This is a genomic window from Actinomycetospora succinea, assembly GCF_004363095.1.
Lineage (GTDB): Bacteria > Actinomycetota > Actinomycetes > Mycobacteriales > Pseudonocardiaceae > Actinomycetospora > Actinomycetospora succinea.
The window spans coordinates 189,905-214,038 of sequence record NZ_SNYO01000005.1; the positions used below are offsets into that span (position 1 = coordinate 189,905).

The 24,134-nt window shown below is 73.4% G+C and carries 32 protein-coding genes, 1 other RNA gene and 1 riboswitch; of the genes, 17 read left to right on the plus strand and 16 right to left on the minus strand.

All coding sequences use genetic code 11. The features are described 5' to 3' along the window. Positions 1 to 165: 165 nt before the first annotated feature. On the plus strand, positions 166 to 453 hold the full coding sequence (locus EV188_RS19465; protein WP_133827951.1) for a putative quinol monooxygenase: 288 nt from the start codon (positions 166 to 168) through the stop codon (positions 451 to 453). A 279-nt stretch (positions 454 to 732) separates the two neighbouring features. On the opposite strand, the gene EV188_RS19470 is transcribed toward EV188_RS19465, so the two are convergent. Next, positions 733 to 1,182, minus strand: a complete 450-nt coding sequence (locus EV188_RS19470) for a MarR family winged helix-turn-helix transcriptional regulator (protein WP_208114287.1) — start codon at positions 1,180 to 1,182, stop codon at positions 733 to 735. Positions 1,183 to 1,318: 136 nt separating this feature from the next. On the opposite strand from EV188_RS19470, the gene EV188_RS19475 reads away from it, so the two are divergent. Then, complete coding sequence (locus tag EV188_RS19475) at positions 1,319 to 1,498, plus strand: hypothetical protein (RefSeq protein WP_133827953.1); 180 nt, start codon at positions 1,319 to 1,321, stop codon at positions 1,496 to 1,498. Between the two features lie 41 nt (positions 1,499 to 1,539). Beyond that, a complete protein-coding gene (locus EV188_RS19480; protein WP_133827954.1) occupies positions 1,540 to 2,031 on the plus strand; it encodes a pyridoxamine 5'-phosphate oxidase family protein in 492 nt (163 codons plus the stop codon). A 2-nt stretch (positions 2,032 to 2,033) separates the two neighbouring features. On the opposite strand, the gene EV188_RS19485 is transcribed toward EV188_RS19480, so the two are convergent. Continuing rightward, on the minus strand, positions 2,034 to 2,894 hold the full coding sequence (locus tag EV188_RS19485) for a polysaccharide deacetylase family protein (protein ID WP_208114288.1): 861 nt from the start codon (positions 2,892 to 2,894) through the stop codon (positions 2,034 to 2,036). A 109-nt stretch (positions 2,895 to 3,003) separates the two neighbouring features. On the opposite strand from EV188_RS19485, the gene EV188_RS19490 reads away from it, so the two are divergent. The 3 genes from EV188_RS19490 to EV188_RS19500 are packed head-to-tail and all read left to right on the plus strand — an operon-like array spanning position 3,004 to position 4,106. Beyond that, entirely contained in the window at positions 3,004 to 3,360 is a 357-nt protein-coding gene (locus EV188_RS19490) for a peptidase associated/transthyretin-like domain-containing protein (protein ID WP_243741837.1), read from the plus strand. Between the two features lie 39 nt (positions 3,361 to 3,399). Further along, on the plus strand, positions 3,400 to 3,867 hold the full coding sequence (locus EV188_RS19495; RefSeq protein WP_133827955.1) for a DUF2975 domain-containing protein: 468 nt from the start codon (positions 3,400 to 3,402) through the stop codon (positions 3,865 to 3,867). Next, entirely contained in the window at positions 3,864 to 4,106 is a 243-nt protein-coding gene (locus tag EV188_RS19500; RefSeq protein ID WP_133828090.1) for a helix-turn-helix domain-containing protein, read from the plus strand. The genes EV188_RS19495 and EV188_RS19500 overlap by 4 nt, the downstream gene beginning before the upstream one ends. On the opposite strand, the gene EV188_RS19505 is transcribed toward EV188_RS19500, so the two are convergent. Further along, complete coding sequence (locus EV188_RS19505) at positions 4,103 to 4,903, minus strand: GntR family transcriptional regulator (protein WP_166659973.1); 801 nt, start codon at positions 4,901 to 4,903, stop codon at positions 4,103 to 4,105. The two genes, EV188_RS19500 and EV188_RS19505, sit on opposite strands and share 4 nt — an antisense overlap. A 186-nt stretch (positions 4,904 to 5,089) precedes the next feature. Between EV188_RS19505 and EV188_RS19510 the strand changes: the two genes are divergently transcribed. Both EV188_RS19510 and EV188_RS19515 read left to right on the plus strand, forming a co-directional pair. Further along, the gene (locus tag EV188_RS19510; RefSeq protein WP_133827957.1) at positions 5,090 to 6,625 is read left to right on the plus strand and encodes an APC family permease; all 1,536 of its coding nucleotides are present in this window, start codon (positions 5,090 to 5,092) and stop codon (positions 6,623 to 6,625) included. Beyond that, the gene (locus tag EV188_RS19515; RefSeq protein ID WP_166659974.1) at positions 6,609 to 7,739 is read left to right on the plus strand and encodes an agmatinase family protein; all 1,131 of its coding nucleotides are present in this window, start codon (positions 6,609 to 6,611) and stop codon (positions 7,737 to 7,739) included. The genes EV188_RS19510 and EV188_RS19515 overlap by 17 nt, the downstream gene beginning before the upstream one ends. Before the next feature lie 7 nt (positions 7,740 to 7,746). Here EV188_RS19515 and EV188_RS19520 read toward each other — a convergent pair whose 3' ends face one another. The 3 genes from EV188_RS19520 to EV188_RS19530 all read right to left on the minus strand — a co-directional run bounded on the left by EV188_RS19520 (position 7,747) and on the right by EV188_RS19530 (position 8,890). Next, the gene (locus EV188_RS19520; RefSeq protein WP_133827958.1) at positions 7,747 to 8,061 is read right to left on the minus strand and encodes a DMT family transporter; all 315 of its coding nucleotides are present in this window, start codon (positions 8,059 to 8,061) and stop codon (positions 7,747 to 7,749) included. A gap of 12 nt (positions 8,062 to 8,073) precedes the next feature. Beyond that, positions 8,074 to 8,144: riboswitch (guanidine-III (ykkC-III) riboswitch) on the minus strand. Between the two features lie 61 nt (positions 8,145 to 8,205). Further along, complete coding sequence (locus EV188_RS19525; RefSeq protein ID WP_133827959.1) at positions 8,206 to 8,559, minus strand: VOC family protein; 354 nt, start codon at positions 8,557 to 8,559, stop codon at positions 8,206 to 8,208. A gap of 70 nt (positions 8,560 to 8,629) precedes the next feature. Then, positions 8,630 to 8,890: an RNA-binding protein gene (locus EV188_RS19530; protein ID WP_133827960.1), complete on the minus strand. Its 261-nt coding sequence runs from the start codon at positions 8,888 to 8,890 to the stop codon at positions 8,630 to 8,632. Positions 8,891 to 9,022: 132 nt separating this feature from the next. On the opposite strand from EV188_RS19530, the gene EV188_RS19535 reads away from it, so the two are divergent. Continuing rightward, the gene (locus EV188_RS19535; protein WP_133827961.1) at positions 9,023 to 9,664 is read left to right on the plus strand and encodes a TIGR03085 family metal-binding protein; all 642 of its coding nucleotides are present in this window, start codon (positions 9,023 to 9,025) and stop codon (positions 9,662 to 9,664) included. 4 nt (positions 9,665 to 9,668) lie between these two features. On the opposite strand, the gene EV188_RS19540 is transcribed toward EV188_RS19535, so the two are convergent. Further along, positions 9,669 to 10,826: an FAD-dependent monooxygenase gene (locus EV188_RS19540; RefSeq protein ID WP_133828092.1), complete on the minus strand. Its 1,158-nt coding sequence runs from the start codon at positions 10,824 to 10,826 to the stop codon at positions 9,669 to 9,671. Positions 10,827 to 10,907: 81 nt separating this feature from the next. Next, positions 10,908 to 11,501 (minus strand): mycothiol transferase, encoded by a 594-nt coding sequence (locus tag EV188_RS19545; protein ID WP_133827962.1) that lies wholly within the window; start codon positions 11,499 to 11,501, stop codon positions 10,908 to 10,910. Positions 11,502 to 11,534: 33 nt separating this feature from the next. On the opposite strand from EV188_RS19545, the gene EV188_RS19550 reads away from it, so the two are divergent. Further along, on the plus strand, positions 11,535 to 12,014 hold the full coding sequence (locus tag EV188_RS19550; protein ID WP_208114289.1) for a tautomerase family protein: 480 nt from the start codon (positions 11,535 to 11,537) through the stop codon (positions 12,012 to 12,014). Positions 12,015 to 12,053: 39 nt separating this feature from the next. Here the strand turns inward: EV188_RS19550 and rnpB are convergent. Continuing rightward, positions 12,054 to 12,456, minus strand: an RNA gene (gene rnpB / locus EV188_RS19555) — RNase P RNA component class A. A gap of 48 nt (positions 12,457 to 12,504) precedes the next feature. Between rnpB and EV188_RS19560 the strand changes: the two genes are divergently transcribed. Next, the gene (locus EV188_RS19560) at positions 12,505 to 13,263 is read left to right on the plus strand and encodes a sulfite exporter TauE/SafE family protein (RefSeq protein ID WP_133827964.1); all 759 of its coding nucleotides are present in this window, start codon (positions 12,505 to 12,507) and stop codon (positions 13,261 to 13,263) included. Continuing rightward, entirely contained in the window at positions 13,260 to 14,495 is a 1,236-nt protein-coding gene (locus tag EV188_RS19565; protein ID WP_166659975.1) for an SLC13 family permease, read from the plus strand. Before EV188_RS19560 ends, EV188_RS19565 begins: the two co-directional genes overlap by 4 nt. 9 nt (positions 14,496 to 14,504) lie before the next feature. Here the strand turns inward: EV188_RS19565 and EV188_RS19570 are convergent, their stop codons facing one another. From EV188_RS19570 to EV188_RS19580, 3 genes are all read right to left on the minus strand, one after another. Next, a complete protein-coding gene (locus tag EV188_RS19570; RefSeq protein WP_133827966.1) occupies positions 14,505 to 14,906 on the minus strand; it encodes a nuclear transport factor 2 family protein in 402 nt (133 codons plus the stop codon). Between the two features lie 154 nt (positions 14,907 to 15,060). Continuing rightward, entirely contained in the window at positions 15,061 to 15,456 is a 396-nt protein-coding gene (locus EV188_RS19575) for a nuclear transport factor 2 family protein (protein WP_133827967.1), read from the minus strand. Between the two features lie 73 nt (positions 15,457 to 15,529). Further along, positions 15,530 to 16,381, minus strand: a complete 852-nt coding sequence (locus EV188_RS19580; protein WP_243741839.1) for a helix-turn-helix domain-containing protein — start codon at positions 16,379 to 16,381, stop codon at positions 15,530 to 15,532. Positions 16,382 to 16,482: 101 nt separating this feature from the next. Here EV188_RS19580 and EV188_RS19585 point away from each other — a divergent pair, with 101 nt between their 5' ends. Beyond that, the gene (locus tag EV188_RS19585) at positions 16,483 to 17,334 is read left to right on the plus strand and encodes an oxidoreductase (protein ID WP_133827969.1); all 852 of its coding nucleotides are present in this window, start codon (positions 16,483 to 16,485) and stop codon (positions 17,332 to 17,334) included. Between the two features lie 56 nt (positions 17,335 to 17,390). Further along, positions 17,391 to 18,509 (plus strand): DUF2332 domain-containing protein, encoded by a 1,119-nt coding sequence (locus tag EV188_RS19590; RefSeq protein WP_166659976.1) that lies wholly within the window; start codon positions 17,391 to 17,393, stop codon positions 18,507 to 18,509. Here EV188_RS19590 and EV188_RS19595 read toward each other — a convergent pair. Next, positions 18,415 to 19,731, minus strand: a complete 1,317-nt coding sequence (locus EV188_RS19595; protein ID WP_133827971.1) for an MFS transporter — start codon at positions 19,729 to 19,731, stop codon at positions 18,415 to 18,417. The two genes, EV188_RS19590 and EV188_RS19595, sit on opposite strands and share 95 nt — an antisense overlap. 158 nt (positions 19,732 to 19,889) lie before the next feature. On the opposite strand from EV188_RS19595, the gene EV188_RS19600 reads away from it, so the two are divergent. Continuing rightward, positions 19,890 to 20,642: a helix-turn-helix domain-containing protein gene (locus tag EV188_RS19600; protein WP_133827972.1), complete on the plus strand. Its 753-nt coding sequence runs from the start codon at positions 19,890 to 19,892 to the stop codon at positions 20,640 to 20,642. On the opposite strand, the gene EV188_RS19605 is transcribed toward EV188_RS19600, so the two are convergent. Genes EV188_RS19605 through EV188_RS19615 form a run of 3 tightly spaced genes read right to left on the minus strand, consistent with a single transcriptional unit; the run spans position 20,628 to position 22,863 of the window. After that, positions 20,628 to 21,293, minus strand: coding sequence for a histidine phosphatase family protein (locus EV188_RS19605; protein ID WP_133827973.1), 666 nt, complete (start codon positions 21,291 to 21,293; stop codon positions 20,628 to 20,630). The two genes, EV188_RS19600 and EV188_RS19605, sit on opposite strands and share 15 nt — an antisense overlap. After that, positions 21,290 to 22,030: a zinc ribbon domain-containing protein gene (locus tag EV188_RS19610; protein ID WP_133827974.1), complete on the minus strand. Its 741-nt coding sequence runs from the start codon at positions 22,028 to 22,030 to the stop codon at positions 21,290 to 21,292. The genes EV188_RS19605 and EV188_RS19610 overlap by 4 nt, the downstream gene beginning before the upstream one ends. Then, positions 22,027 to 22,863, minus strand: coding sequence for a Nif3-like dinuclear metal center hexameric protein (locus tag EV188_RS19615; RefSeq protein ID WP_133827975.1), 837 nt, complete (start codon positions 22,861 to 22,863; stop codon positions 22,027 to 22,029). The genes EV188_RS19610 and EV188_RS19615 overlap by 4 nt, the downstream gene beginning before the upstream one ends. Before the next feature lie 243 nt (positions 22,864 to 23,106). Between EV188_RS19615 and EV188_RS19620 the strand changes: the two genes are divergently transcribed. Further along, entirely contained in the window at positions 23,107 to 23,571 is a 465-nt protein-coding gene (locus EV188_RS19620; RefSeq protein WP_133827976.1) for a hypothetical protein, read from the plus strand. A 75-nt stretch (positions 23,572 to 23,646) separates the two neighbouring features. Beyond that, positions 23,647 to 24,108, plus strand: a complete 462-nt coding sequence (locus tag EV188_RS19625; RefSeq protein WP_133827977.1) for a low molecular weight protein-tyrosine-phosphatase — start codon at positions 23,647 to 23,649, stop codon at positions 24,106 to 24,108. The last annotated feature ends 26 nt before the right edge of the window (positions 24,109 to 24,134 follow it).

Genomic DNA, 24,134 nt, shown 5'->3' on the forward strand with positions numbered 1-24,134 from the left:
GCCGGTAAGGCTACCCTCAGTTCGATCGCGCAGCGTGTCTGCGGGGCGGCGGCCGAGCCGCCGGCGGTGACGGTCGACCCGGCCCGGGCGCGCGACGATCAACCGGATCGTGCGCGACACCTAGTCCTGATATCGTATCGCTGACTTCAACCGAAGGAGCGAATCGTGGTCATCGTCGCCGGGCACCTGCAGGTCGATCCCGCCGAGCGTGAGCGCTACCTGGCCGGATGCGTCGCCGTCGTCGAGCAGGCCCGCGCCGCGGAGGGCTGTCTCGACTTCGCGATCAGCGCCGACCTCCTCGACGCCGGCCGGATCAACGTCTTCGAGCGCTGGGCGTCACAGGAGGCCGTCGAGGCCTTCCGTGGCAGCGGGCCGAGCGACGAGCAGGGCGCGGCGATGCTGTCGGCGGACGTCGCCGAGTTCGACGTCGCCGACGTGCGCAGCCTGACCTGAGGACGGTGCGGCAGGGCGTGTCGGACGAAACCGAGACCGCGGATCGCGACCCGGTCGAGGCGGGCAACTCTTCGGTGAGGATGCGTCGATTTCTGAAGCGTTTCCGCGGGAGCGAGGACGCCCCTGCGGAGCGCGACCGACGCGGGCCATCGCTGACGCTTCCACCGAGTCGACCGACGAGACATAGGCCGAAGATCGCGTCGAGACCGACCGTCCGACTCGACGCGATCATGCCCGTAGGTCGGCCGGGACCCTCGGCTGCGGAGTCGGCGCACGCCCCTAGCGTGCCGCCCCGTCGAGCGATCCGTAGGCGCGCGCGAAGCCCTCGGCCCCGAGCAGCAGGGCCTCGCGCTCCTCACGACCCATGGCCTCGGTGACGCGCTCCAGCGCGCGGGCGCGGGCGTCGGCGAGACCGGACAGGACCGCGCGGCCGGCCGCGGTGAGGTCGAGCCACGTCGCGCGCCGGTTGTCCGGAGCGACCTCCCGCGTGATCAGGCCCGCGGCGGTGAGACGGTCGCTGATCCGGCTCGCCGTGGAGGGCGGCACGCCGAGCGCCTCCCCCAGCGCGGTCACCTTGGCGCCCCCGAGGTGATCGAGCGACTGCAGCGCCCGCAGGTCGGACGGCGAGACGTCCTCCTCCATGGCGCTGAGGACGCCGACGCTCAGCTCGAGCAGGCCGCGCAGCGCGAGCTCCAGGCGATCGGCGAAGGGCTCCGCGGGCTCACCCATGGCGCACATGGTCGCACCCCGCGCTCCCCGGACCGGTGCAGATCGCGGTGTCGCGGGCGCCCCGGCAGCGCTATGCTGCGCGAAGCACGTCGTGCACAACGCACGAACTGTGCTCGAGTACAGGAGCGTGGGGATCATGCGTTCCACGAAGGCGCATGCTGCGACCGCCGTCCCGACCGTGCCCGCCGCGATGCAGGCACTGCTGCACGAACGGCTCCGCGAGGCCACCGAACCCGCCGACCGCCGCCGCGAGAACATGCCCGCGGCGCTGCAGGCCCGCGACAACCTCCGGCGGCGGTTCGACGACGAGGGCTGAGACGGCCCGGATTGTCAGGGGTCGCCTCTACGGTCCGGTCCATGGCTCTCTGGACCGACTTCGCCGCCGCCGCGCCCCGGATCGCCGAGGTCTTCACCCGCCGCCACGCCGTCACGGGCAACCTCTGCATGCTCGGGACGCTGCGCCCCGACGGCTTCCCGCGCATCAGCCCGATGGAGCCGCGGTTCCTCGAGGGCGACCTGTGGCTGGTGGGCATGCCGAGCACCGCGAAGTTCGAGGACCTGCGGGCCGACCCGCGATTCGCGCTGCACACCGCGACGGTCGACACCCAGGTCTCCGACGGAGACGCCAAGCTCTGGGGCCGGGTCGAGGACGTCCGCGACGAGGCGCTGCACCAGCGCTTCGCCGAGGCGGTGTTCGAGGACATCGGGCTCGACCTGCGGGGCCAGGAGTTCGAGCAGTTCTACCGGGCGGACATCGTCGGGGCGGCCTCGGTGGCCGTCGGCGACGAGCACATGGACGTCACCACCTGGCGCGAGGGCGCCGCGGAGAAGGTCGTCCGCAAGCACTGACCTCAGCTCGGGAAGACGAACTGGTAGCCCTGCTCCTGGAGCCACGGCAGGAGCTCGCGCACGGCGGCGACCGTCTGGTCACGCGGGCCGCCCCCGTCGTGGAAGAGCACGATCGCGCCGGGGTGCAGGCCCTGCTTGACGCTGTTCACGATCGCGGCGGACCCGGGCTGGGTCCAGTCCAGGGTGTCCACCGACCAGCCCAGGGGCCGCATGCCGGTCTGGGCCGCGACCTGGTCGAGCGCCGGGGTCCACGCCCCCTCGGGAGCGCGGAAGTAGTCGATCGTGGCCGGCGGGTGCACGGCGTTGGCGATCGTGGTCCTGCTGGTGTCGAGCTGACGGCTCATGAGGTCGTGAGGGTTCTGCCCGACGGTCGCGTCGTGGGTCATCGTGTGATCGCAGAGGCGGTGGCCCTCGGCGATGATCCGCTGCATCAGCTCGGGGTGGGCGACCGACTGGTTCCCGATCGTGCAGAACGTGGCCTTGACGTTGTACTCGGCGAGGAGGTCGAGCACCTGCGGCGTGTACTGCGGGGTCGGCCCGTCGTCGAAGGTCAGCGCGACGGCGGGGCGGTCGACGCTGGTGTCGGTGACGGTCAGCAGCGACGAGGTGATCGCCGGCCGCGCCATGCCGGGCATGCCGAGCGCAGGGGCGTCGGCCGCCGACCGCACCGGCTTGCCGGCCGGACCCGTGGCCACCACCGGCGCGGGTCCGGTGGCCAGGACCTGGCGGGACCCCACGTCACTGAGCACCACGAACGTCACGCCGGTCATCAGCGCGATCGTCGTGAGGAGCCCGGCCCACCGATAGATGTACGGCGGGCTGACGATCTGGCGCAGGATGACGCGCTGCCGAGGGGTGAGCATCAGTCTCATTCATCCCATCCGTCACAGGAACCACACGCGTCACAGCGTTGGTCACCATAGAGGGTCGGTTCAGTGACTCGCGATAGACCCTCTACCTCTGATCGAGTGATTGTGGCTGCGGGCCGCCACCGAGCGAGCACGCACCGGGAGCATCACCGACGCCGGCAACGCGATCGCCACCTCGCAGGTCGCCCTGCCCGAGGACACCTGCCGGGCGGTGTACGCGCAGCCGGGGTACGAGCAGTCGGTCGCGAACCTCGCGGACGTGAGCCTGGCGAGCGACAGCGTCTTCGGCGACGACCGCGGCGCGAGCCAGCTCGCGACCGTCACCGGCGACGTCGCCCGCGGCTACACGGTCGCGCTGCCCGTGCGCATCGACCCGGCGACGGCCTCTGCGGCCGGTGGCCCCGGTAGCGGCGACGGTGCCCCGCCCGGCGCCCCGCCCGGCGGCCGTCCGCCCGGCTGAGCTATTGACCATCGATAGATATCGGTCGACCATCGACACATGAGTCCGGTCGTCATCGTCACGTTGCGCCTGCTGGTCGTGCTGATCGGGATCGGCGCCGTCGGCGGCCAGGTCGCCATCCTGGTGCCGCTGGTCATGGAGCTCGCCACGGCCGGGGTCCCGGCCTTCCTCGTGGTCTACGCCGTGCTCGGCGTCGCCGCGCTCGGCGCGCTGGAGGTCGGGCTGGTCGCCCTGTGGGTGCTGCTCGGGATGGTGCGCCGGGAGGCGATCTTCGACGACGGCGCGTTCCGCTGGGTCCGCGTCGTCACCGGCGCCGGCTTCGCCGCCGCGCTCCCCGTCGCGGCCGTGTGCGTGCACTACGGCGAGATCGACGATGCTCCCGGGCTCATCCTCATCGGCGGGGCGATCGGGGTCGGCGGCGCCGCCTACGTCCTGCTCATGCTCGTCATGCGCGGCCTGCTGGCGAACGCGACGGTGCTGCGCCGCGAGCTCGACGAGGTCGTCTGATGATCGTCGTCGACATCGACGTCATGCTCGCGCGCCGCAAGATGTCGGTCGCCGAGTTCGCCGACGCGGTGGGCATCACGCCGGCCAACGTCGCCGTGCTCAAGAACGGGCGCGCCAAGGCCGTCCGCTTCACCACCCTCGACGCCGTCTGCCGCGTGCTCGACTGCCAGCCCGGCGACGTCCTGCGCTTCGTCCCGGACGAGGAGACGAGCCCGGCCGCGCAGCCGGTCTCCTCCTAGCGACCGGGTCCGACGACGGCCTCGAGACCGCTCCCCCGGTCGGTCCCCGTGTCGAGGCGCAGCTGCACGACGTCGCCCCGGTACTCGACGCGGGCGACCTCGAACGGCCGGTCGCCCGACGCGGTCGACCGGTACTCCGTGCACAGCACCAGGAACACCGGCGTCCGGTGCGGGACGCCGAAGCGGTCGGCCTCGAACTGCCCGCACTGGCTGGTCTCGATGGACATCTGCGAGCGACCGAGGACGACGCCGTGGTCGGCGAGCGAGAGCCCCTCGGGCAGGTGGCGGCCGACGTGCAGGCGCTCCTCCAGCCAGCTCGCGTCCGTCCGGCGGAAGAACGAGTACGCGATCGCCAGGACCGTCTGCTCCAGCGTCACCAACGAGGTCACCCGCAGGACGTCCTCCTTGTCGGCGGCGTCCAGGCGCTCGCGGATGCTGCGCTCCACCGCCGGCACGCAGACGTCGAGGATGAGCACCGTCTCCGACGACCCGAGGCGGCGCGACAGACCACCGGCCCGCGACGCCCGCTTGGGCGGCGCGACGAACGTGCCGCGTCCGCGGACGCGCCGGATCTGGCGGTCGTCCTCGAGGATCGCGAGCGCCTGGCGGACGACGACACGGCTGACGCCGAAGTGCCGGGCGAACTCCGGCTCGGACGGCAGGGCGTCCCCGGGGCGCCAGGTCCCGGACTCGATGTGCTGCTTGAGCAGCTCCTGCAGTTGGTAGTACAGGGGCACGAAGCTCGTCCGGTCAAGCGCGCCCGCACCGCCCGGGATCTGCCCGCTCGACCTCGCCATCCTCGACTCCCCGCGGATCTCGGCTGATAGGACAACCTGACAAGAAGCTACCGGACAACCCATCCCTCAGACAGAGGTCAGGATGAGCATCTGTGCAGCTCACGGGCTTGAGGGAGCCTTGACACCCCCGTCGGACACCCCTCTACTGACGGCCCCACTTGTTCTAGCAACCGGACAGGACGGGCCATGGACGAGGCCACGACGCCGACCCGGCAGGGCACGACCTCGCACGCCGAGGACGACCGCCTGCTGAACGAGTTCGGCTACCGCCAGGAGCTCCCGCGCGTCCTGCGCTTCTGGACGAACTGGGCGCTCGGGTTCGCCTTCATCTCCCCGATCGTCGGCCTCTACACCGTCGTCGCCCTCGGCGCGCAGACGGCGGGGCCCGCCTGGGTGTGGGTGCTGCCGATCGTCCTGGTCGGCCAGCTCTTCGTCGCCCTGGTCTACGCCCACCTGGCGAGCCGGTGGCCGCTGGCCGGCGGCATCTACCAGTGGTCGCGTCGCCTGATCGGCCCCGCGTACGGGTGGTGGGCCGGCTGGATCTACATGTGGGCGCTCGTGCTCACGCTGTCCACCGTCGCCTACGGCGGCGGGTTCTTCCTCGGCCAGCTGCTCGGCTGGGAGGAGCCGACCACGGCGCAGAGCGTGCTGCTCGGCCTCATCGTCATGGCGATCTTCACCTCCGTGAACGCGGCGGGCCTGCACCTGCTGCGCTGGGTGGTCAACATCGGGATCGCCTGCGAGCTGGTGGCGAGCATCGGGATCGGCGTGGTCCTGATCTCGCTGTTCCGGGTGGAGCCGGTGAGCGTCCTCGTCGACACCTCCCTGACGCCCGACGGGGTCCCGTTCCTGCCCGCCTTCATCGCGGCGCTGGCCATCGGCGGCTGGGTGATCCTCGGGTTCGACGCCTGCGGCAGCGTCGCCGAGGAGACCCGCGAGCCGCGCCGTCAGGTGCCGCGCGCGATCGTCGTCTCGCTGATCACCGTCGGCGCGGTGGACATGCTCGCGGCCTGCGCACTGGTGCTCGCCCACCCCGACATCGGCGCCGTCATCAGCGGCGCGTCCGCCGACCCCGTCTCCGACGCGGTGGTGGCCGGCCTCGGCGAGTGGGCGGCCAAGCCCTTCCTGGTCGTCGTGGTGATCGCGTTCATCGCCTGCGGGATCGCCGTGCAGGCCACCGGCGTCCGGGTCGTCTGGTCCTACTCCCGCGACGGGATGCTGCCGCTCTCGCGGGTGTGGCGGCGGGTCTCCACCCGCAACCAGACGCCCCTCTACGCCGTCGCGCTGGTCGCCGTCCTCTCGGCGCTCGCCTTCGTCTACGCCAACGCCCTGACGGTGCTCGTCGCCTTCGCCACCGGCGCCTACTACGTCGGGTTCCTCGCCCCGGTGGTCGCCCTGCTCTACCTGCGCCTGCGCGGCCGGTGGCGGGGCGCGAAGGGCGAGCGCGGCGTCGGTACCGCCGGCCTGGTGATCAACATCGTCGCGGTGCTCTGGCTGACCTTCGAGCTGATCAACATCGCGTGGCCCCGCGATCTCGGGCTGCCGTGGTGGCAGACCTACGCGTTCCTCCTGGGGCTCGCGTGCTTCGGCGCGGTCGGGCTGGCGTACTTCCTCGTCAGCCGCCCCGACCGCCGGTTCGTCCAGGAGAGCGAGTCGATGGGACAGGTCGTCCCGGAGAGCACGACCGACGCGGGAAGGCCCCAGGATGACGGACAGCTCTGAGCAGACCCACGGCTTCGACCGCTCGACCCTGCAGGGGATGCAGGGGCTGCGGCGCCTCGCGCAGATCCCGGCGACGGCCCAGCACCGCGCCGTGCAGCAGGGTCTCGAGTACGGGCTCGAGGCCGCGGAGTCGGTCCAGGACCGGCGCATCAGCACGTTCTCGCGCGGCGCGCAGCCCGCGTTCGCCGGCATCAACACGTTCCTCAAGGCGCCCTACTGCGAGGACATCCGCGAGGTCGGCCGTTACGACGCCGCGGTCGTCGGGGTGCCGTTCGACATGGGCACGACCTACCGCTCGGGCTGCCGGTTCGGCCCGCAGGCGGTCCGCCGGATCTCCGCGGTCTACGACTCGTACAGCCTCGACCTCGGCGTCGACCTCGACGAGGAGCTCGCGCTCTGCGACGCCGGCGACGTCTTCGTCATCCCGTCCAACATCGAGAAGACGTTCGACCAGATCGACCGCGCGATCTCGCACGTCGTGTCCGAGGGCGTCTTCCCGGTGATCATCGGCGGCGACCACTCCATCGGCTACCCCGACGTGCGCGCCATCTCGAAGTACGTCGACGGCAACGTCGGGATCATCCACTTCGACCGGCACATCGACATCCAAGAGCGCGACATGGACGAGCGCATGCACACCACGCACTGGTTCCACGCGACGAACATCCCGAACGTGCCGCCGGAGAACCTCGTCCAGATCGGGATCGGGGGCTGGTACGGCTCGCGGCCCGGCCTCTCGGTCGCCTACGAGCGCGACACCACGGTGATGACCATCGGTGACGTGGAGAAGCTCGGCATCGACAAGGCCGTGGAGATCGCGCTCGAGGTGGCCTGGAAGGACGCCGCGGCGGTGTTCCTGTCCTTCGACATCGACTCCGTCGACGGCGGCATCGCGCCGGGCACCGGTTCCCCGGAGCCCGGCGGCCTGCTGCCGCGGGAGGCGCTGCGCGCGCTGCGCACGATCGCCAAGGAGGGTATCTGCGGGATGGAGGTCATCGAGATCTCCCCGCCCTACGACACCGCCGACTCGACCGCCCAGCTCGGCTGCCGCGCGATCATGGACGTGCTCGGCGTCCTCGTCGCCGAGGGAAAGCTGGGCACGCGGGCGCCGTGACGCCGGCTCAGGTGATGACCTTGAGCCCGACGACCCCGCCGACGATCGCGAGCAGGAACGCGACCTTCAGCGGGCTCACGGACTCCCCGCCGGTGGTCATCGCGTAGGCGACGGTCAGCACCGCGCCGATCCCGACCCACACCGCGTACGCCGTACCGGTGGGCAGGGAGCGCATCGCGACGGCGAGGCCGACCATGCTCAGCACCAGGCCGGCGACGAAGACGATCAGCGGGGCGGGACGGGAGAACCCGTCGACCTTCCCGAGCGCGGTCGCCCAGACCGCTTCGAGCACCCCGGAGACGACGAGCACGATCCACGCCATGACGGACCTCGCAAGGCTGCCGTCTTGTCGCGTTCTGGGTACGGCGCCGCTCGTCCAGGAACCCCGGTCGGCCGGGGCTCGTCACCATGATCGCAACGCGGGACGGGCCGGGCCAGGCGAGGGGATGGTGAGGCTGGTCTCCGGCTACTCCCGGTGCTGGAGGATGTTGAGCACGTTGCCGTCCGGGGCCCGGACGAAGAAGCGGCGCACACCCCAGGGCTCGGTGGTCAGCGGGTGCACGATCTCGAATCCGCGGCGGCGGGCCTCCTCGTAGGCCGCCTCCACGTCGTCGACCGCGATCGACGCCACCGGGTCCTCGGGGGCCGTCGCGTCGCGGGTGACGAGCTGGAGGTTCGCGCCGGACTCCGGCGACGACAGGCGGGTCACCCAGTCCATGCCGATGCTCTCGTCGCTCAGGCCGAGGTAGCCGGCGTAGAACTCCCGGGCCGCCGCGATGTCGGGCACGCGCAGGTCGGTGTGGATGCGGGTGACGCGCACGGCCCCAGTCTCGCGGCTCGCCGGCCGCCATGGCCAGCGCGAGGACGTGCGGGTGCCGGGCTGAGCTCCCTCAGGCCTCGGCCTGCACGGCGTAGACGTCGACCGACTCGAGGGCGATCGGGTCGTCGGCGCCGGGACCGGTGGACGAGATGTCCGCGGCGGCCTGCTCGGCGAGCTCCCGGGAGCTGTAGGTGAGCAGCGCGAAGCCCTGCGACTCGCCGTCGCCGTACCAGGTGCCCTTGACGAACCCGGGCCGCTGCTTGCTCATCGGCACGATGTGGTCGGTGAGGCTGCGGAGCGCCTCGTCGGCGCGGCCCGGCTTCAGGCTCACGGCAATGTGGATCACGTACATCGGTCACCCCCGAGGTCGACCCGGACGCCCCTGTGCGGCCCGGCGTCGTCACGGTCGCAGGCCCACGGCTCCGTCCTCCGCCTCCTGGCGGGAAGTACGTACGCTGCGTTGATGGCGGACCCGCCCTTCGACGCCGCCGAGCGGGCACGGCTCTGCGACCTCCTCGACGAGCTCGGCCCGGACGCGCCGACCATGCTCGGCGCTTGGACGACCCGCGACCTCGCCGCCCATCTCGTCCTGCGCGAGCACGACCTCCCGGCCGGCCCCGGCCTCGTCGTGCCCGGCGCGTGGGGCCGCTACGCGGAACGCCGGCGGGCGGCCCTGACCCGGCAGGACTTCGCCGCTCTCGTCGCGACGATCCGGTCCGGGCCGCCACCGGGCTTCTTCCGGCTCGGCTGGGTGCGCCGCTACCCGAACCTCAACGAGTTCTTCGTCCACCACGAGGACGTCCGCCGGGCGCGTGCCGACGACCCACGGGACCTCGGCGGCGCCCTGGACGACGCTCTGTGGCGCAACCTCGGGCAGGCACCGTGGGTCCTCGCGCGCCGCCTGCGCGGTGTCGGCCTGGTGCTCGAACGGGCGGGGACGGGACAGCGCCTCCGGGCTCGGCGGGGCGAGCCGTCGGTGCTGCTCCACGGGCCGCCCGGCGAGCTGCTGCTCTACCTGTTCGGCCGTCAGGACGCCGCGCACGTCGACGTGCACGGGCCCGCCGGCGCGATCGACGCCCTCCGGCGGACCCGTCTCGGGATGTAGGGGCCTACGCGCGGGAGTCCGGCACCCCGGCGTAGTCGGGCAGGTCGATGCCGTTGATCGCGCGCTCGATCACCGCCATGTCCCACTGGGAGGGATCCACGGTCGCCCCGGGGATCCGGCTCTCGGCGTTCCACCGGCCGATCGTCTGGTTCGCCTCGACGAACGAGCGCATGCGGTCCTCGTAGGCGGCGAAGCCGACCTTCGGGTCCCAGTCGGCGGCGGCCAGCTCCCCGGCCAGCAGGTACGCGGCGACCAGGGCCAGCCCGGTGCCCTGGCCCGACATCGGCGACGAGCTGAACGCCGCGTCCCCGATCAGCCCCACCCGTCCTGTCGACCAGTGGTCCATCGTCACCTGGGCGACCTGGTCGAGGTAGAAGTCCGGGGTGTCGTCGAGGTGGGCGAGGATCCGCGGGGCCCACCAGCCCATCCCGTCCATCCGCTCGCGCAGGAGGCGCTTCTGCGCCGCGACGTCGCGGTGGTCGAAGCCGACGTCGGGCGAGGGGAACGAGAACATCGCCATCGCCCGCGTCGCGTCGTGGATGGGCCGCAGGCCGGCCGAGCGCCCGGTGCCGGGCTCCTGGCAGTCGATCAGCCAGTCGTCCAGCTCGAACTCGTTGGGCACGCTGTAGAAGGCCAGCACGTGCCCGAGGTGGCGGACGAACTCCTCGTGCGGCCCGAAGACCATGGCCCGCAGGCCCGAGTGCAGCCCGTCCGCTCCGATCACCAGGTCGACGCGCCGGCGGTCGCCGCCCGCGAGGACGACGTCGACCCCGTCCGCGTCCTGGCTGATCTCGGCGATGCGGTCGCCGAAGACGTACTCGACGCCGTCGCGGGTGTCGTCGTGCAGGACCTGGGACAGGTCCCCGCGCAGGATCTCGATGTCCGAGATGAATCCGTCGCCACCGTCGTCCTCCGCGCGGAAGGTCTCGAGCACGTGCCCGTCGACGTCGACGGTGTACGCGCCGGCGGTCGGGGTGCGGGCCGCGCGCACCGGCGCGTCGAGGCCCATCCGGACGATGACGTCCTTGGCCACCCCGCGCGCGTCCACGGCCTGCCCGCCGGGCCGCAGCCCGGGGGCCCGCTCCACCACGGTCACCTCGGCCCCGCGCCGGTGCAGCCAGTGGGCCAGCGCCGGCCCCGCGATGCTTGCCCCCGCCACCAACACCCTGGTCCCGCTCACCGTGCCCCCTCGCCGTCGGACCACGGGATCGTAGGCGCGGAACCGGTCAGCGGGCCGTCTCCGTCACGCCAGGAGCGTGCCCGGCGCCGGACGGTAGGGCTGGAAGAAGTCGTTGGCGCCCGCCCCGTCGAGGGTGAGCACCAGCGCCGGCACCGCGACCCCGTCGATCTGCTCGCGCACGATGTCGGCGTGCCCCGCGTGCCGGGCGAACTCCTCGAGCAGGTGCACCAGGTAGTACCGCCGGTGGATCGGCCGGGCCTCGAAGACGCCGTGCCACGGCGCGGGCGGCGCCATGGCGTCGCCGGCCGGATCGGACGCGGCCACCGCGGTCAGCAGCTCGGCCCGCGACCGGTCGAAATCCTCGAGGATCGCGGCCACCGTCTCGTCGTCGCGCACGACGAAGCCGTCGGCGTACGCGGCGTAGGCCGCCTCGTCGATCGACTGCTCGGTGACGTCGGTGCGCACCTTCTCCAGGGCACCGCGCATGCCCTGGGCGGTGTGCTTGATGATCCCCCCGACCGACAGCCCGCTGCGGCACGGCGTCGCGCGCGCCTGCTCCTCGGTCAGACCGAACGCGGCGGCGCGGATGGCCGCGAGCTGCTGGTCGATGTAGTGGACCAGGCCGGTGGCCTCGTCGTGCTGAGCGGGTGCGTACATCGTGTGCCTCCCTGGCGACCGGATGACACGATCTTGCTGACCGAGGCGGTCAACTCCTGTCCGCCATCGAACAGGCGTCGCCACCCGATGCGAGGCCGAGGCCTACGATCGATCGCCGTGCCGTCGCTCCAGCTCGATGCCCCGCGCCGCTACGACGTCGCGACCAAGCAACTGTTGGCACAGTGCATGGGGCAGGTGTACGCGCGGATCATGCAGGTCCAGCCGCACATCATCACGGTGGCGATCCATGATCTCGGCGAGGGCGGGGTCTGGCGGTGCACCGGTGATCAGCCGCAGGAAGCGGCGCTCCTGATGTGCGACGTCCGCGCGGGTCGATCGAGCGAGACCCGCGCCGAGCTGGCTGAGGCCTTGATCGCCGTGTGCGGTGACGTCGGAGGCCTCGACCAGGACTCGGTGAAGGTCGAGTTCACCCAGCACCCGGGCGAGGACATGTACCACCGGCACCTCGGGGGCTTCAACCGCGACTGGACCGGCGACGAGACGACGCCCTGAGAACCGGATCCTCCCTCGAGGAGGTCACGGGGTGCGGGGCGGACGAGTCGGCCTGTAAGCCGGATCCTGTGCCCACGTCCCTCGCGGGAGCGTGGGTGGCGACCATCCATCTCGGCCCACCGTTGCCGGCGGGCTCCAGCGGTCTACCCGCAGGTCTCGGGCGGGCAGCCCTCGGACGACCTGCGCAGTGCCCCGCGAGCGGGGCACCTTCTTGACCTTGCTCCGGGTGGGGTTTACCGAGCCGTCCTGGTCGCCCAGGACGCTGGTGGTCTCTTACACCACCGTTTCACCCTGACCACCGAGCGGACCCGGTGGCGGTCTGTTCTCTGTGGCACTGTCCCGCGGGTCACCCCGGGTTGCTGTTGGCAACCACCCTGCCCTGTGGAGTCCGGACTTTCCTCGACGACCCTGGTGGGGCCGCCGCGGTCGCCCGGCCGACTCGTCCGCGCCGGCGAGCCTACCGGGGCCCGGACCGTTAGCGTCGCGCACCGTGTCGGACCCGTCGGTGCTCCAGATCGTGCTGCTCGCCGCCCTCGGGCTGCTGGCGGGCGCGGTCAACGCCGTCGCGGGCGGCGGGTCGCTGATCGTCTTCCCCGCCCTGCTCGCCGTGGGGATGCCGCCCCTGCCGGCGAACGTGACGAACTCCGTCGCGCAGTGGCCGGGCTACGCGGGCTCGACGGTCAACGCGCGCAACGAGCTGCGGGGCCAGCGCAGGCGCCTGATCTCCACAAGCATCGTCGCTGCGCTGGGCTCGGCGCTGGGCTGCGGGCTGCTGCTGATCCTCCCCCAGTCGGTGTTCGACGCCGTCGTGCCCGTGCTGGTGCTGCTCGCGAGCCTCACGCTCGGCGCGCAGCCCTGGATCAAGAAGTGGACGGGGCGCAGCGAGCGCACCGCCGACAACCCGAAGGTGCTGCTCCCGACGATCTTCGTCGCCGCGGTGTACGGCGGCTACTTCGGCGGCGCGCTGGGCGTCGTCCTCATCGCCGTGCTCTCGCTGCTCGCCCACGACACCCTGCAGCGGCTCAACGCCGTCAAGGTCCTGCTCTCGCTGGTCACGAGCACGGTCACCGTCATCCTCTTCGCGCTCTTCGCCCCCGTCGACTGGCTCGCCGTGCTCCTGCTCGCGCCGACCACGCTGATCGGCGGCTTCCTCGGCATGGCCGTCGCCAAGAAGATGCCCGACGGGGTGCTGCGCTGGAGCGTCGTCGTGCTCGGCGTCGCGGTGGCGATCTACCTGTTCCTGCGGTGACCGTCCTCGCGGTCGCGCTGCTCGCGGCTGTCCTCGTCGTCGCCGTCACCCGCCCGCGCGCGCTGCCCGAGGCGTCGGCCGCCGTGCCGGCGGCGGCCGTCGTGCTCCTGACCGGGCTGCTCGGGGTCCAGCAGGCCTGGGACGAGGTGCGGGAGCTCGGGCCGACGGTCGGCTTCCTCGCCGCGGTCCTGGTCCTCGCGCACCTCGCCGACGCCGAGGGCGTGTTCCGCTGGGCCGGCGGCCTGCTCGCCCACCACTCGCAGCACCGGCCGCGGCGCCTGTTCGTGCTGGTCGTCGTCGCCGCGCTGCTGACGACGACGGTCCTGAGCCTCGACGCGACCGTGGTGCTGCTGACCCCGGTCGTGCTCGACACCGCCCGGCGCCTCGGCGCGCGCCCGGCCCCGCACGCCTTCGCGTGCGCGCACCTGGCCAACAGCGGGTCGCTGCTGCTGCCCGTCGCCAACCTGACCAACCTGTTGGCCCTGCAGGCGAGCGGGCTGACGTTCCTCGGCTTCGCCGGGCTGATGCTGCTGCCGCAGCTCGCGGTGCTCGTCGTCGAGTACGCGGGGCTGCGGCTGACGTTCCGGCGTGACCTCGCCGTCCCCGCCGACCCCCGCGGCCCGGACGAGGAGGCACCGGTCCCCCGCGTCGCGCTCGCGGTCCTGGGCGCGACGCTGCTCGGGTTCGCGGTCGTGTCGCCGCTGGGCGTCGAGCCGGTGTGGGTGGCCGTGGCCGGTGCGGCCGTCCTGGCGGTCCGCACGCTCGTCACCCGCCGCACCCGCGTCCGCGACGTCGTCGGCGCGGCCTCCCCGTTGTTCTGCCTGTTCGTCCTGGCCCTCGGCGTGGTGGTCGCTGCGGTGACCCAGCAGGGGCTCGGCGACCTGGTCGCGGGCCTGCTCCCGGCGGGCACCTCGTTCGCCGCCCTGCTCGGGCTCGCCGTGATCGGGGCCGTGCTCGCGAACGTCGTCAACAACCTGCCGGCGACGCTGGTCCTGCTGGCCGCCCTCGGGCCGGCCCCGGCAGTCGGTGCCGTGCTCGCCGTGCTGATCGGCGTGAACGTCGGGCCGAACCTCACCCCGGTCGGCTCGCTCGCGACCCTGCTCTGGCGGCGCGTGCTCGCCGCCCGCGGCGTGCCCGCCCCGCTCGGGACGTTCACGGTCGCGGGGCTCGCGACGGTCCCGGCCTGCCTGCTCGCCGGGACCGGGGCGCTCGCCGTGGTGCTCTCGTGGTGAGGATCGGAGTCAGCGCGCGGCGGCGTTGAGCTGCTCGGAGTCGACGAACTGCTCCATGCGCTGGACCTGGCCCTCACGCACCTCCCAGACGTGGACCACACGCGCCGCCATGGCCCGGCTCGTGGCGCGGTAGGTCCCGCGGTAGGTGCAGATCCCCACGACGGTGTCGCCGTCGGCGAGCACGCGCTCCACGTCGCAGACGAACCCGTCCCAGTCGGTGCCGACGCGCGCGAAGATCCCCTCGAGCACGGCCTGCGGGCCCTCGTAGACACCGCCGTACGGCCCGCCCTGGGTCTCGATCCAGAGCACCTCGGGGGCGAGGGCATCGATGACGGCGGGGATGTCGCCCCGTCCGAAGGCCTCGTAGGCGCTGCGGATGAGGGCGACGTTGTCGGTGACGACGGTGCTCATGGCGGTTCCCTGGTCGGAGTGGGCTCGTAGAGCGAGCTTGCGCCGACCCGGGAGGTTCCGGCAGTTCGTAGACATACGTATCGACAGTCAGCGGCCGGCTCGCTGGCGACTCTGCTCTGGCGCGCTCGCCCTGGTGCTGTCGTGGTGAGACGACTCAGCTCAGCGCGGCGTTGAACGACTCGGTGTCCGCGATCTGCTCGAAGCGCACCGCGCGGCCGTCCCGCAGCTCCCACACGTGGGCGAAGCGCGACGTCATCGCCTTGCCGGTGGCGCGGCAGGTGGCCCGGTAGGTGCCGACGGCCACGACGACGTCCCCCTCGGAGACGAGGCGCTCGGTGTCGACGGTGAAGCCCTCCCACTCCTCACTGATCGGCACGAACACGCCGTCGAGGACGCCCTGCGGACCGCGGTACGTGCCGCGGATGCGCCCGGTGGACTCGTACCACTCGATCTCGGGGTCGAAGGCCCCGAGGACGGCGGGGACGTCGCCCCGGCCGAAGGCGTCGTAGATCCCGCGGACGACGGTCGCGGTGTCGGTGGTGGTGGTCATCCGGGGCTCCCCGTGCTCGATCCAGGCTCAGGAGAAGCCTGGAACCGTCCGGGGGCGGCGGACAGGGCGCGAACTACGTACTGGCGGTGGTCATCGCCTGTGTGCCCACCGTCGCGAGCAGGTCGAGGCGGCCGCGCGCGTCGGAGCCGGGCGCCGGGGTGAAGACGAGCAGGCGCAGGTCGTCCTCGGCGGTGGTCAGGGTGTCGCAGTCGACGACGACGTCGCCGACCTCGGGGTGCACGACCGTCTTGCGGCTCTGGTGGTGACCGGCGACGACACCGGAGTCCCACAGCGCGGCGAACTCCTCGCTCGCGGCGTAGAGGTCGCGGATCAGCGTCGCGAGGTCCGCGTCGTCGGGGTAGCGGCTGGTGCTGCCGCGCAGGTCCGCGACCATCGAGCGGACCAGCACCCCGCGCTCCTGCGCCGAGTGCTGCACGCGGGCGTTCGTGTGCCCCTCGGTGAACTGCTTCCACAGCGCGTTGCGCCCGCGGTCGGTCAGCCCGCTCGGGTCGCCCATGAGCGCGGCGTAGAGCGGGTTCCAGGAGATCAGCGTCCAGGTCGCGTCGAGGACGGCGACGGGGTGGTCGTGCAGCGCCTCGACGATGCGGCGCACGCCCGCGGGGACCCGGCGGGAGATGCGCCCGCGGTCGGGGGCGTGCCCGGCGAGGCGGAACAGGTGCGCCTGTTCGTGGTCGGACAGGCGCAGGGCGCGGGCGAGCGCGGCGCACACCTGCGCCGACGGCGTGCGGGTGCGGCCCTGCTCGAGGCGCACGACGTAGTCGATGGAGATGCCGGCGAGCAGCGCCAGCTCCTCGCGGCGCAGGCCCGGCGCACGCCGCGGCGCGTTGACGGCCATCCCGACGTCGGCGGGGTCGGTGCGGTCCCGCCAGGTCCGCAGCGCTGCCGCCAGCTCACCCGTGCTCACGGGTCCGATCATCCGCTCGCCCGGCCCTCGGTGGGGGGTACGGGATGTACCAGGACGATCCTTCGCTCCCCCGGGCGTCGCGGGCGGGTAACCCTGGGTCCATGACCACCTCCGAGCTGACCGACCGCCTCGCCCTGGCCGACGACCTCGTCCTGACCCGCATGGGCTACGGCACCATGCAGCTCGCCGGCCCCCACGTCATGGGGCCGCCCCGCGACCGCGACGAGGCCGTCGCCGTCCTGCGCGAGGCCGTCGACCGCGGCGTCACGCACATCGACACGTCCGACTACTACGGCCCCTTCATCGTCAACGAGATCCTCCGCGAGGCCCTGCACCCCTACCCGGCGGACGTCCGGATCGTCACCAAGGTCGGCTGCCGCCGCGGCGAGGACGGGTCGTGGAACCTCGACACCTCGCCCGACGAGCTCGTCCGCGAGGTGCACGAGAACCTCGGGCGGCTCGACGTCGAGGGCCTCGACGTCGTCAACCTGCGCGTCTCCGACGACCACTCCGAGTCCCTCGGGGAGGCCTTCCGCACGCTCGCCGACCTGCGCGAGCAGGGCCTGATCCGCCACCTCGGGGTCAGCAACGTCTCCCCCGAACAGCTCGCCGAGGCCCGCGCGATCGCGCCGGTGGTGTGCGTGCAGAACCATTACAACCTGGTGCACCGCACCGACGACGACCTCGTCGACCACTGCGCCGCCGAGGGCATCGCCTACACCTCGTTCTTCCCGCTCGGCGGGTTCTCGCCGCTGCAGTCCGACACGCTCGCCCGCGTCGCCGAGCGCGTGGGCGCGACGCCCCAGCAGACCGCCCTGGCGTGGCTGCTGCAGCGCTCGCCGACGATGCTGCTCATCCCCGGCACGTCGTCGCGCGCCCACCTGCGCGAGAACCTCGCGGCGGCCGACCTGGAGCTGCCCGCCGAGGCGGTCGCCGAGCTCGACACCATCTGAGTCGCCCGGGCCGGCCGCGTTGCGCGGCCGGCCCGCCGCTCGGCAAGCTCGCCTCCGTGACGGTTGCCGACGTGGAGACGCGCGCCCGGGTGCGCGAGCAGGCCCAGGGAGTCGCGGCGGGCTGGTCGGGCCCGGACACGCCCCCGAGCTGGGCGCTCACCGCCGAGCTCTTCCGCTCGATCGCCGACGAGCCCGACCTGCTCGAGCTCGCCGCGGCGATCCCGCTCGACCGCCTGCCGCCGCTGCTGCTCAGCGCTGCCCTGCGCGCCCTCGTCACGCGCCTCGCGCCCGCACCGCTCGCGGGGTACTTCCCGGTGCCGGGGTCCGGGCAGCCGCCGCTCGACGAAGGGTTCCGCCCCGCGCTGGTCGCCTTCGCCCGCGAGAACGCCGACGAGCTCGCCCGGCTGTGCGCCGAGCACCGGTACCAGATGAACGAGGTCGCCCGGAGCGCCGACGTCGTCGCCGTCCTGTCCCGCCTCGACCCGGACCGCCCGATCGCGCTCGTCGACCTCGGTACCGGCGCGGGGCTGGGGCTGCACCTCGACCGCTACCGCTACGACTTCGGCGGCCGCACCCTCGGTACGCCGGACGCCGCGCTCACCCTCGCCCCGGAGCTGCGCGGACGCCCCGCCCCCCTGCCGGCGCGGATGCCGGAGATCGCCGCTCGGCTCGGGGTCGACGTCGAGCCGCTCGACCTCGACGACGAGCGCGTGCGCGCCTGGCTCGCCGCCTGCATCCCCCCGGAGACCTCCGCCGTCGACCGCTTCGCCGCGGCGTCGGAGATCGCGCGGACGCACCCGGCGACGACGGTGCGCGCCGACCTCGTCGACGACCTGCCCGCGCTGTGCGCGCGGATGCCCGAGGACGCGCTGCTGGTGGTCGTCGACACCTACGTCACCGTCTTCCTCACCGACGAGCAGCGCGCCGGGTTCCGGCGCTCGCTGCTGGAGCTCGGCCGCGACGTCGAGTGGATCTCCGTGGACCCGCTCGTGCCGCTGGGCGCGGAGGGCCGCGAGAGCACGCAGTACCTGCGCGTCCCGCCCCGCGCGCTGGAGGCGACGCGGGGCGGGGTCACCGGTGTCATCGGGCACCTGTCGGTGCGTCGGGACGGGACGTCGTCCGGAGAAGTGCTGGGTCTGGCCCATCCGGGCGGGGCGTGGCTGGAGTGGCTCTGACGTCCAGCGCCCGGAACGCCGGCGCGACGAGCGCCAGCACCGCCGCGACGCCGACGAAGCCAGCGAGGACCAGCCCCGCGACCGGCAGCCCGGCGCCGGCCGCGACCGCCGCGAGCGGGGCGTTCGTCATCGCCGGCGCGGCGAGCGTGACCGTGTTCTGCGCGCCGAGAACGCGCCCGCGCATGACGTCGGGCGTGGCCTCCACGATGACCACGCCGAGGAGCGCCCCCGCCGGGGCGTAGGTGAGCCCGACGACCACCGCGCCGGCGAGCACCACCCACGGCGCGGCCATGCTGCCGACCGCGCCGAACCCGGCGAGCGTGCCGAGCATCCCGACGACGAACCACGTCCGCCGCGCCAGCCGCCCGGCGACGGCGGCGTAGAGCGCCGAGCCGGCGATGCTGCCGCCCGCGATCGCCGACAGCGTCAGCCCGGTGAGACCCGCGAGGCCCTCGCCCGTGAAGTAGGCGGGCATCAGGGTGCTCTGCAGGGCCCCGAGGACGGCGGCGAGCACCGACGTCAGCAGCGTCGCGCCCAGCACCAGGCGCTGGCGGGCGAGGAAGCGCCAGGCGTCGACGAGGTCGACCACGGCGCGCCGGACCGACGAGCCCGCCTGCCGCTCCCGGGCGGGCACCGCACCGGCGCGCGGGTCGATGACCAGCGCCGTCAGCGCGGCGAGCAGGCTCGTCGTGGCCGTCGCGAGCATGACCATCGGCGTCAGCCCGAGCACGGCGACGAGCAGCCCGCCGAGGCCGGGACCGGCGAGGATGAGCACGTTGCCGACCGTCTCGCGGGTGGCGACGAGCCTGTCCAGGGAGTCCGGCCCGAGGCGCGCGAGGGCCGGCAGCAGCGTCTCGCGCGCCGTCATGCCCGGCACGCGGATCACCGCGCCGAGCACGCCGAGCACCAGGAACCAGCCCATGGTGAGCCCGACGAGGGCGTCGACGACCGGCAGCGCGGCCACCGTGCCGGCGGCGAGCAGGTCGCCGGCGATCGAGACCCACCGGCGGTCGACGCGGTCGACGAGCAGCCCGGAGACGAGGCCGGCGATCGCGGCAGCGGTCGTCGTCGCCGTCGCGAGGACGCCGGCGGCGAGGACGTCGCCGGTCCGCGCGAGCACGATCAGCGGCAGCACGACCGACGCGATCCCCTGGCCGAGCAGCGAGAGCCCGTAGGAGACGAAGAAGATCGTGCTGCTGGCGCGGGTCCGGTCGCCCGTCATCTCGTTCCTCCCGTCGAGCCGTGACGGGACACAGCACGCACCCGGCCGTCGGGGCACACTCAAGATCGAGGGGACGTGACGCAGACCACTCTTGACCATGCCGTAGCGGCACGGTCTGCACTGTGCGGGTACGCCGCCGCGATCAGGAGGACGGACCCATGGGGTGGAGCACCCGCCAGCTCGCCGAGCTCACCGGGACGACGCTGCGGGCGGTGCGGCACTACCACGAGGTGGGGCTGCTGGAGGAGCCCGAGCGGCGCGCCAACGGCTACAAGCAGTACGGCGTGGCGCACCTCGTGCGGGTGCTGCGGATCAAGCGCCTGACCGACCTCGGGTTCTCGCTCGCGCAGATCCAGGAGATGGGCGACGCCGACGACCACCCCGAGCAGGCGCTGCGCACCCTCGACGCCGAGCTCGCCGAGACGATCGAGCGGCTGCAGCGCGCGCGGGTGGAGCTCGGCCTGATCCTCAACCAGGCGGTGCCGACCGACCTGCCGCCCGAGCTCGCCGCGGCCGCGAAGAACGTCAAGCTCTCCGACGCCGACCGGTCCTTCTCGGTGGTCATGAGCCGCGTGCTCGGGTCGCAGGGCCTGGAGGCGTACGCGGAGCTGCTCCAGGACAGTCCCCAGGACCCGTCGTTCCAGGAGTTCGACGACCTGCCCGTCGACGCCGACGAGGCCGCGCGCCAGGACCTCGCCGAGCGGATGGCCGGGCCCACCCGCGCGGTCCGCGTCGCCCACCCCGTGCCCGACATCGCGACCGACGGCCCGCTCGGGCGCAAGCGGGCCGGCGAGACCATCGGCACGGCGATGCGCGAGCTCTACTCCCGCGCGCAGATCGACGTCCTGGTCCGCCTGGAGGCCGAGATCAAGAAGCTCGAGGCGGCGGAGTCGGGGTCAGGCCAGGTATGACGTGTCGTTCACCAGCCGCACCGAGGCGCCGCCGTCGGGCCAGAACTCGACGACCGACAGGCACGCCAGGTCGAGGTGCAGCCGGTAGAGCAGCTGCGGGCCGGCGTCCAGGGCGCGGCGCAGGATCAGCTTGATCGGCGTGACGTGGCTGACGATCACCACGGTCTGCCCGGGGAAGCGGCCCAGGACGTCGTCGAGGGCGGCGTCCACGCGGCCGGCGACGAGGTCGAAGCTCTCGCCCCCGGGTGGGCTGACGGCGCTGTCGCCGAGCCAGGCGCGGTGGACCTCGGGGTCCTGCGCGGCGGCCTCGGAGAAGGTCAGGCCCTCCCAGGTGCCGAAGTCGGTCTCGGTGAGGCGCTCGTCGACGGTGACGCCGAGGCCGAGGACGCCCGCGACGGGCTCGGCGGTCTGACGGGCCCGCAGGAGCGGCGAGCTGATCACCGCTCGGATGTGGCTGTCGGCGGCGACGTGGCGGGCGGCGAGCGCGGTGGCCGCGGCCGCCGCCTGCTCGAGCCCCTCGCGGGTCAGCTCGGGGTTGCCGCGCCCCGAGTAGCGGCGCTCCACCGACAGCGGGCTCTGCCCGTGGCGCAGCAGCAGGACCCGCGTCGGTGCGGTGCTCCCGCGCCCGGTCCAGGAGCCGGCGGTGGTCATGCGGTCGCTCCCTTGGCCGTCCGGACCACGATCGCCCCGCACTGCTCGCAGCGCACCACGTCGTCGGGCGCCGCCGCGCCGACGTCGCGCAGCTCGCTGCGGTCCATCTCCAGGCGGCAGGCGCCGCAGCGGTTGCCGACCAGCTCCCCGGCCCCGGTGCCCGAGCGGGCCCGGAGCTGGTCGTAGAGCCCGACGAGGTCCGCGGGCAGGTCCTTGGCGAGCTCGGTCCGCTCGGCGCCCCGGCGCTCCTCGAGGACGTCGAGGTCGCCGAGCACGCCGTCGCGGCGCTCGACGGCGTCGGTCAGGGAGGTCTCGGCGGTGTCGAGCTCGGTCTGCTCGTGGGCGAGGTCGGTCTCGGCGGCGTCGAGGCGCTCCATGACCTCGAGCTGCTCGTCCTCCAGCACCCCGCGGCGGCGGGCGAGGGTGTCGAGCTCGTGGGAGAGGTCGGTCATCTGCTTGGCCGAGACGCTGCCGGAGTCCATGAGCCCGCGGTCGCGCTCCTCGCGCGTGCGGACCTGGTTGACCTCCTGCTCGAGCTTGGCGACCTCGCGGCCGAGGTCGCTGACCGACGTCTTCGCGCGCACGACCGCGTCGCGGTGGGCCCGCACCGTCGTCTCGGCCTCCTCCACCGCCGTCTGCTCGGGCAGCGTGCGCCGGCGGTGCTGGGCGCGGGCGAGCTCGGCGTCGAGCGCGGCCAGGTCGAGCAGGCGGCGCTGGGCGGTGGGGTCGGCCTTCATGGGATCAGGGCTCCTGACGGGGCACCGACGGTCCACGCGTCGGTGCGGATGGTCGACACGGTGATGTCCAGGTCGGGCGCGGCCCGGGCGAGCACGGCCGCGGCCTGCGCGCACCAGGGGTGCTCGGAGGCCCAGTGCGCGACGTCGACGAGGGCGGGGGCGCCGGGCTCGGCGAGGTGGTCGGTGGCGGGGTGGTGGCGCAGGTCGGCGGTGACGTAGACGTCGACCCCGGCCGCGCGGGCGAGGTGGAGCATCGAGTCGCCGGCGCCGCCGGAGAGGGCGACCCTGCTGATCATCGTCGCCGGGTCGCCGGCGGCGCGCACGCCCCACGCGGTCGCGGGGAGGGCGTGGGCGACCCTCGTCGCGAAGGCGTCCAGCGTCTCGGGCTGCTCCAGGGTGCCGATCCGTCCGATGCCGACCGTGCCGTCGTCCTCGGGCGCGAGGGGGCGCTCGACGGTGACGCCGAGCGCGTCGGCGAGGGCGTCGGACACCCCGGGGTTCGCGGCGTCGGCGTTGGTGTGCGCGGTGAACAGGGCCACGCCGCCGCGGATGAGCCGGTGGATCGCGGAGCCCTTCGGCGCCGTGGTGGCGACGGCGTGCACGCCGCGCAGCAGCAGGGGGTGGTGGGTGACGAGGAGATCCGTGCCGGTCTCCAGGGCCTCGTCGATGACCGCCGGCAGCGGGTCCACGGCGATCAGCACCCGGCGCACCGGCGCGGCCGGATCGCCGACCGAGAGCCCCACCGCGTCCCAGTCGTGCGCCAGCGCCGGCGGGTACGCGGCCTCGAGCGCGGCGACGGCGTCGGCGACGGTCGTCGTGGGGGCGGTGATCATGACCGCCCATTCTGCCCACCGGCGCGGTGGTGTCCCGGTGCGGGCGCGCGGGGTGCTGCAGCGAACGTGGCATTCGCTGCTTCTATGCGTTCGAAGTCCCCGTTCGCGGCGTCGGCGGGGCGTACCCCCGGTCGATCCGAGGGCGTACCCCTCGGCAGCGGGGGCATGCCCCCTCGTGGCCCGGACGACGCCGGATCAGCCTCGTGAGCAGGGGGAACACGCCGCCGTCGACGAGGGGGAACCATGACCACCACAGCACCCGACACGATCGTGACGAGGAGCCGGCGGGCGCTCGGTGTCGCGGCCGAACGCTGGTGGGCTCCGCTGCGCCGCGGCCCCGGTGCCGTGAGGCACTCCGTGGCCGGTCAGCGGCGCCACGCCATCCACGCGCGCTGGCGCGACGCCGTCGCGGAGATCGGCCTGTCGGAGCGGATGTACCTCTCCGGCCGCGTCCACCGCGTCGAACCGCGCATCACCCAGGTGGTCCTCGGCCGGTCGGAGCGCTTCACGATCCGGCTCGGGGCCGGCCAGACGTTCGACGACGTCGCGACCCACGGGAAGGCCATCGCGCGGGCGTTCGAGGTGCCCCGCATCCGCCTGACGGAGCTCGCCGACGACCTCCTCGAGATCGAGCTGCTGCCCTCCGCCGCCTCCGTGCCGGCACGCCCGACGGCGGCGATGCTGCGCCGGCCCGCGGTGGCCGCCTGACCGCAGCGAGGGACTCCCTCGCTGCGTCAGAGGCAGCGAGGGCGCCCCTCGCTCGTCGCGCGCCGCACCGGGATCATGGCGTCCGTGCACGTCGTCTTCGTCTGTTCGGGCAACATCTGCCGCTCGCCGGTCGCGGAGAAGGTGTTCCGCGCGCGGCTGGCCGACGCCGGTCTGACCGACGCGGTGACGGTCAGCAGCGCCGGGACCGGGGACTGGCACGTCGGCGAGCCGATGGACCGGCGCGCGGCGGCCACGTTGCGGGACCGGGGCTACGAGACGCGGCACCGCGCGCGTCAGATCGACCCCGACCTGCTCGCCGCGGACCTGCTCGTCGCCGCCACGCGGGACCACGCCCGCGACCTCGTCTCGGCGGGCGCCGACCCCGAGCGCGTCGTGCTGCTGCGCGCCTTCGACCCCGAGGCACCCGAGGGCGCCGAGGTGCCCGACCCGTACTACGGCGGCCCCGGCGGGTTCGACGAGGTGATGGACATGGTCGAGGCGGCGATGCCGGGGCTGGTCGCGCGGGTCGCGCCGTGACGTCGGTCGGGTCGCTGCTCGCCGGG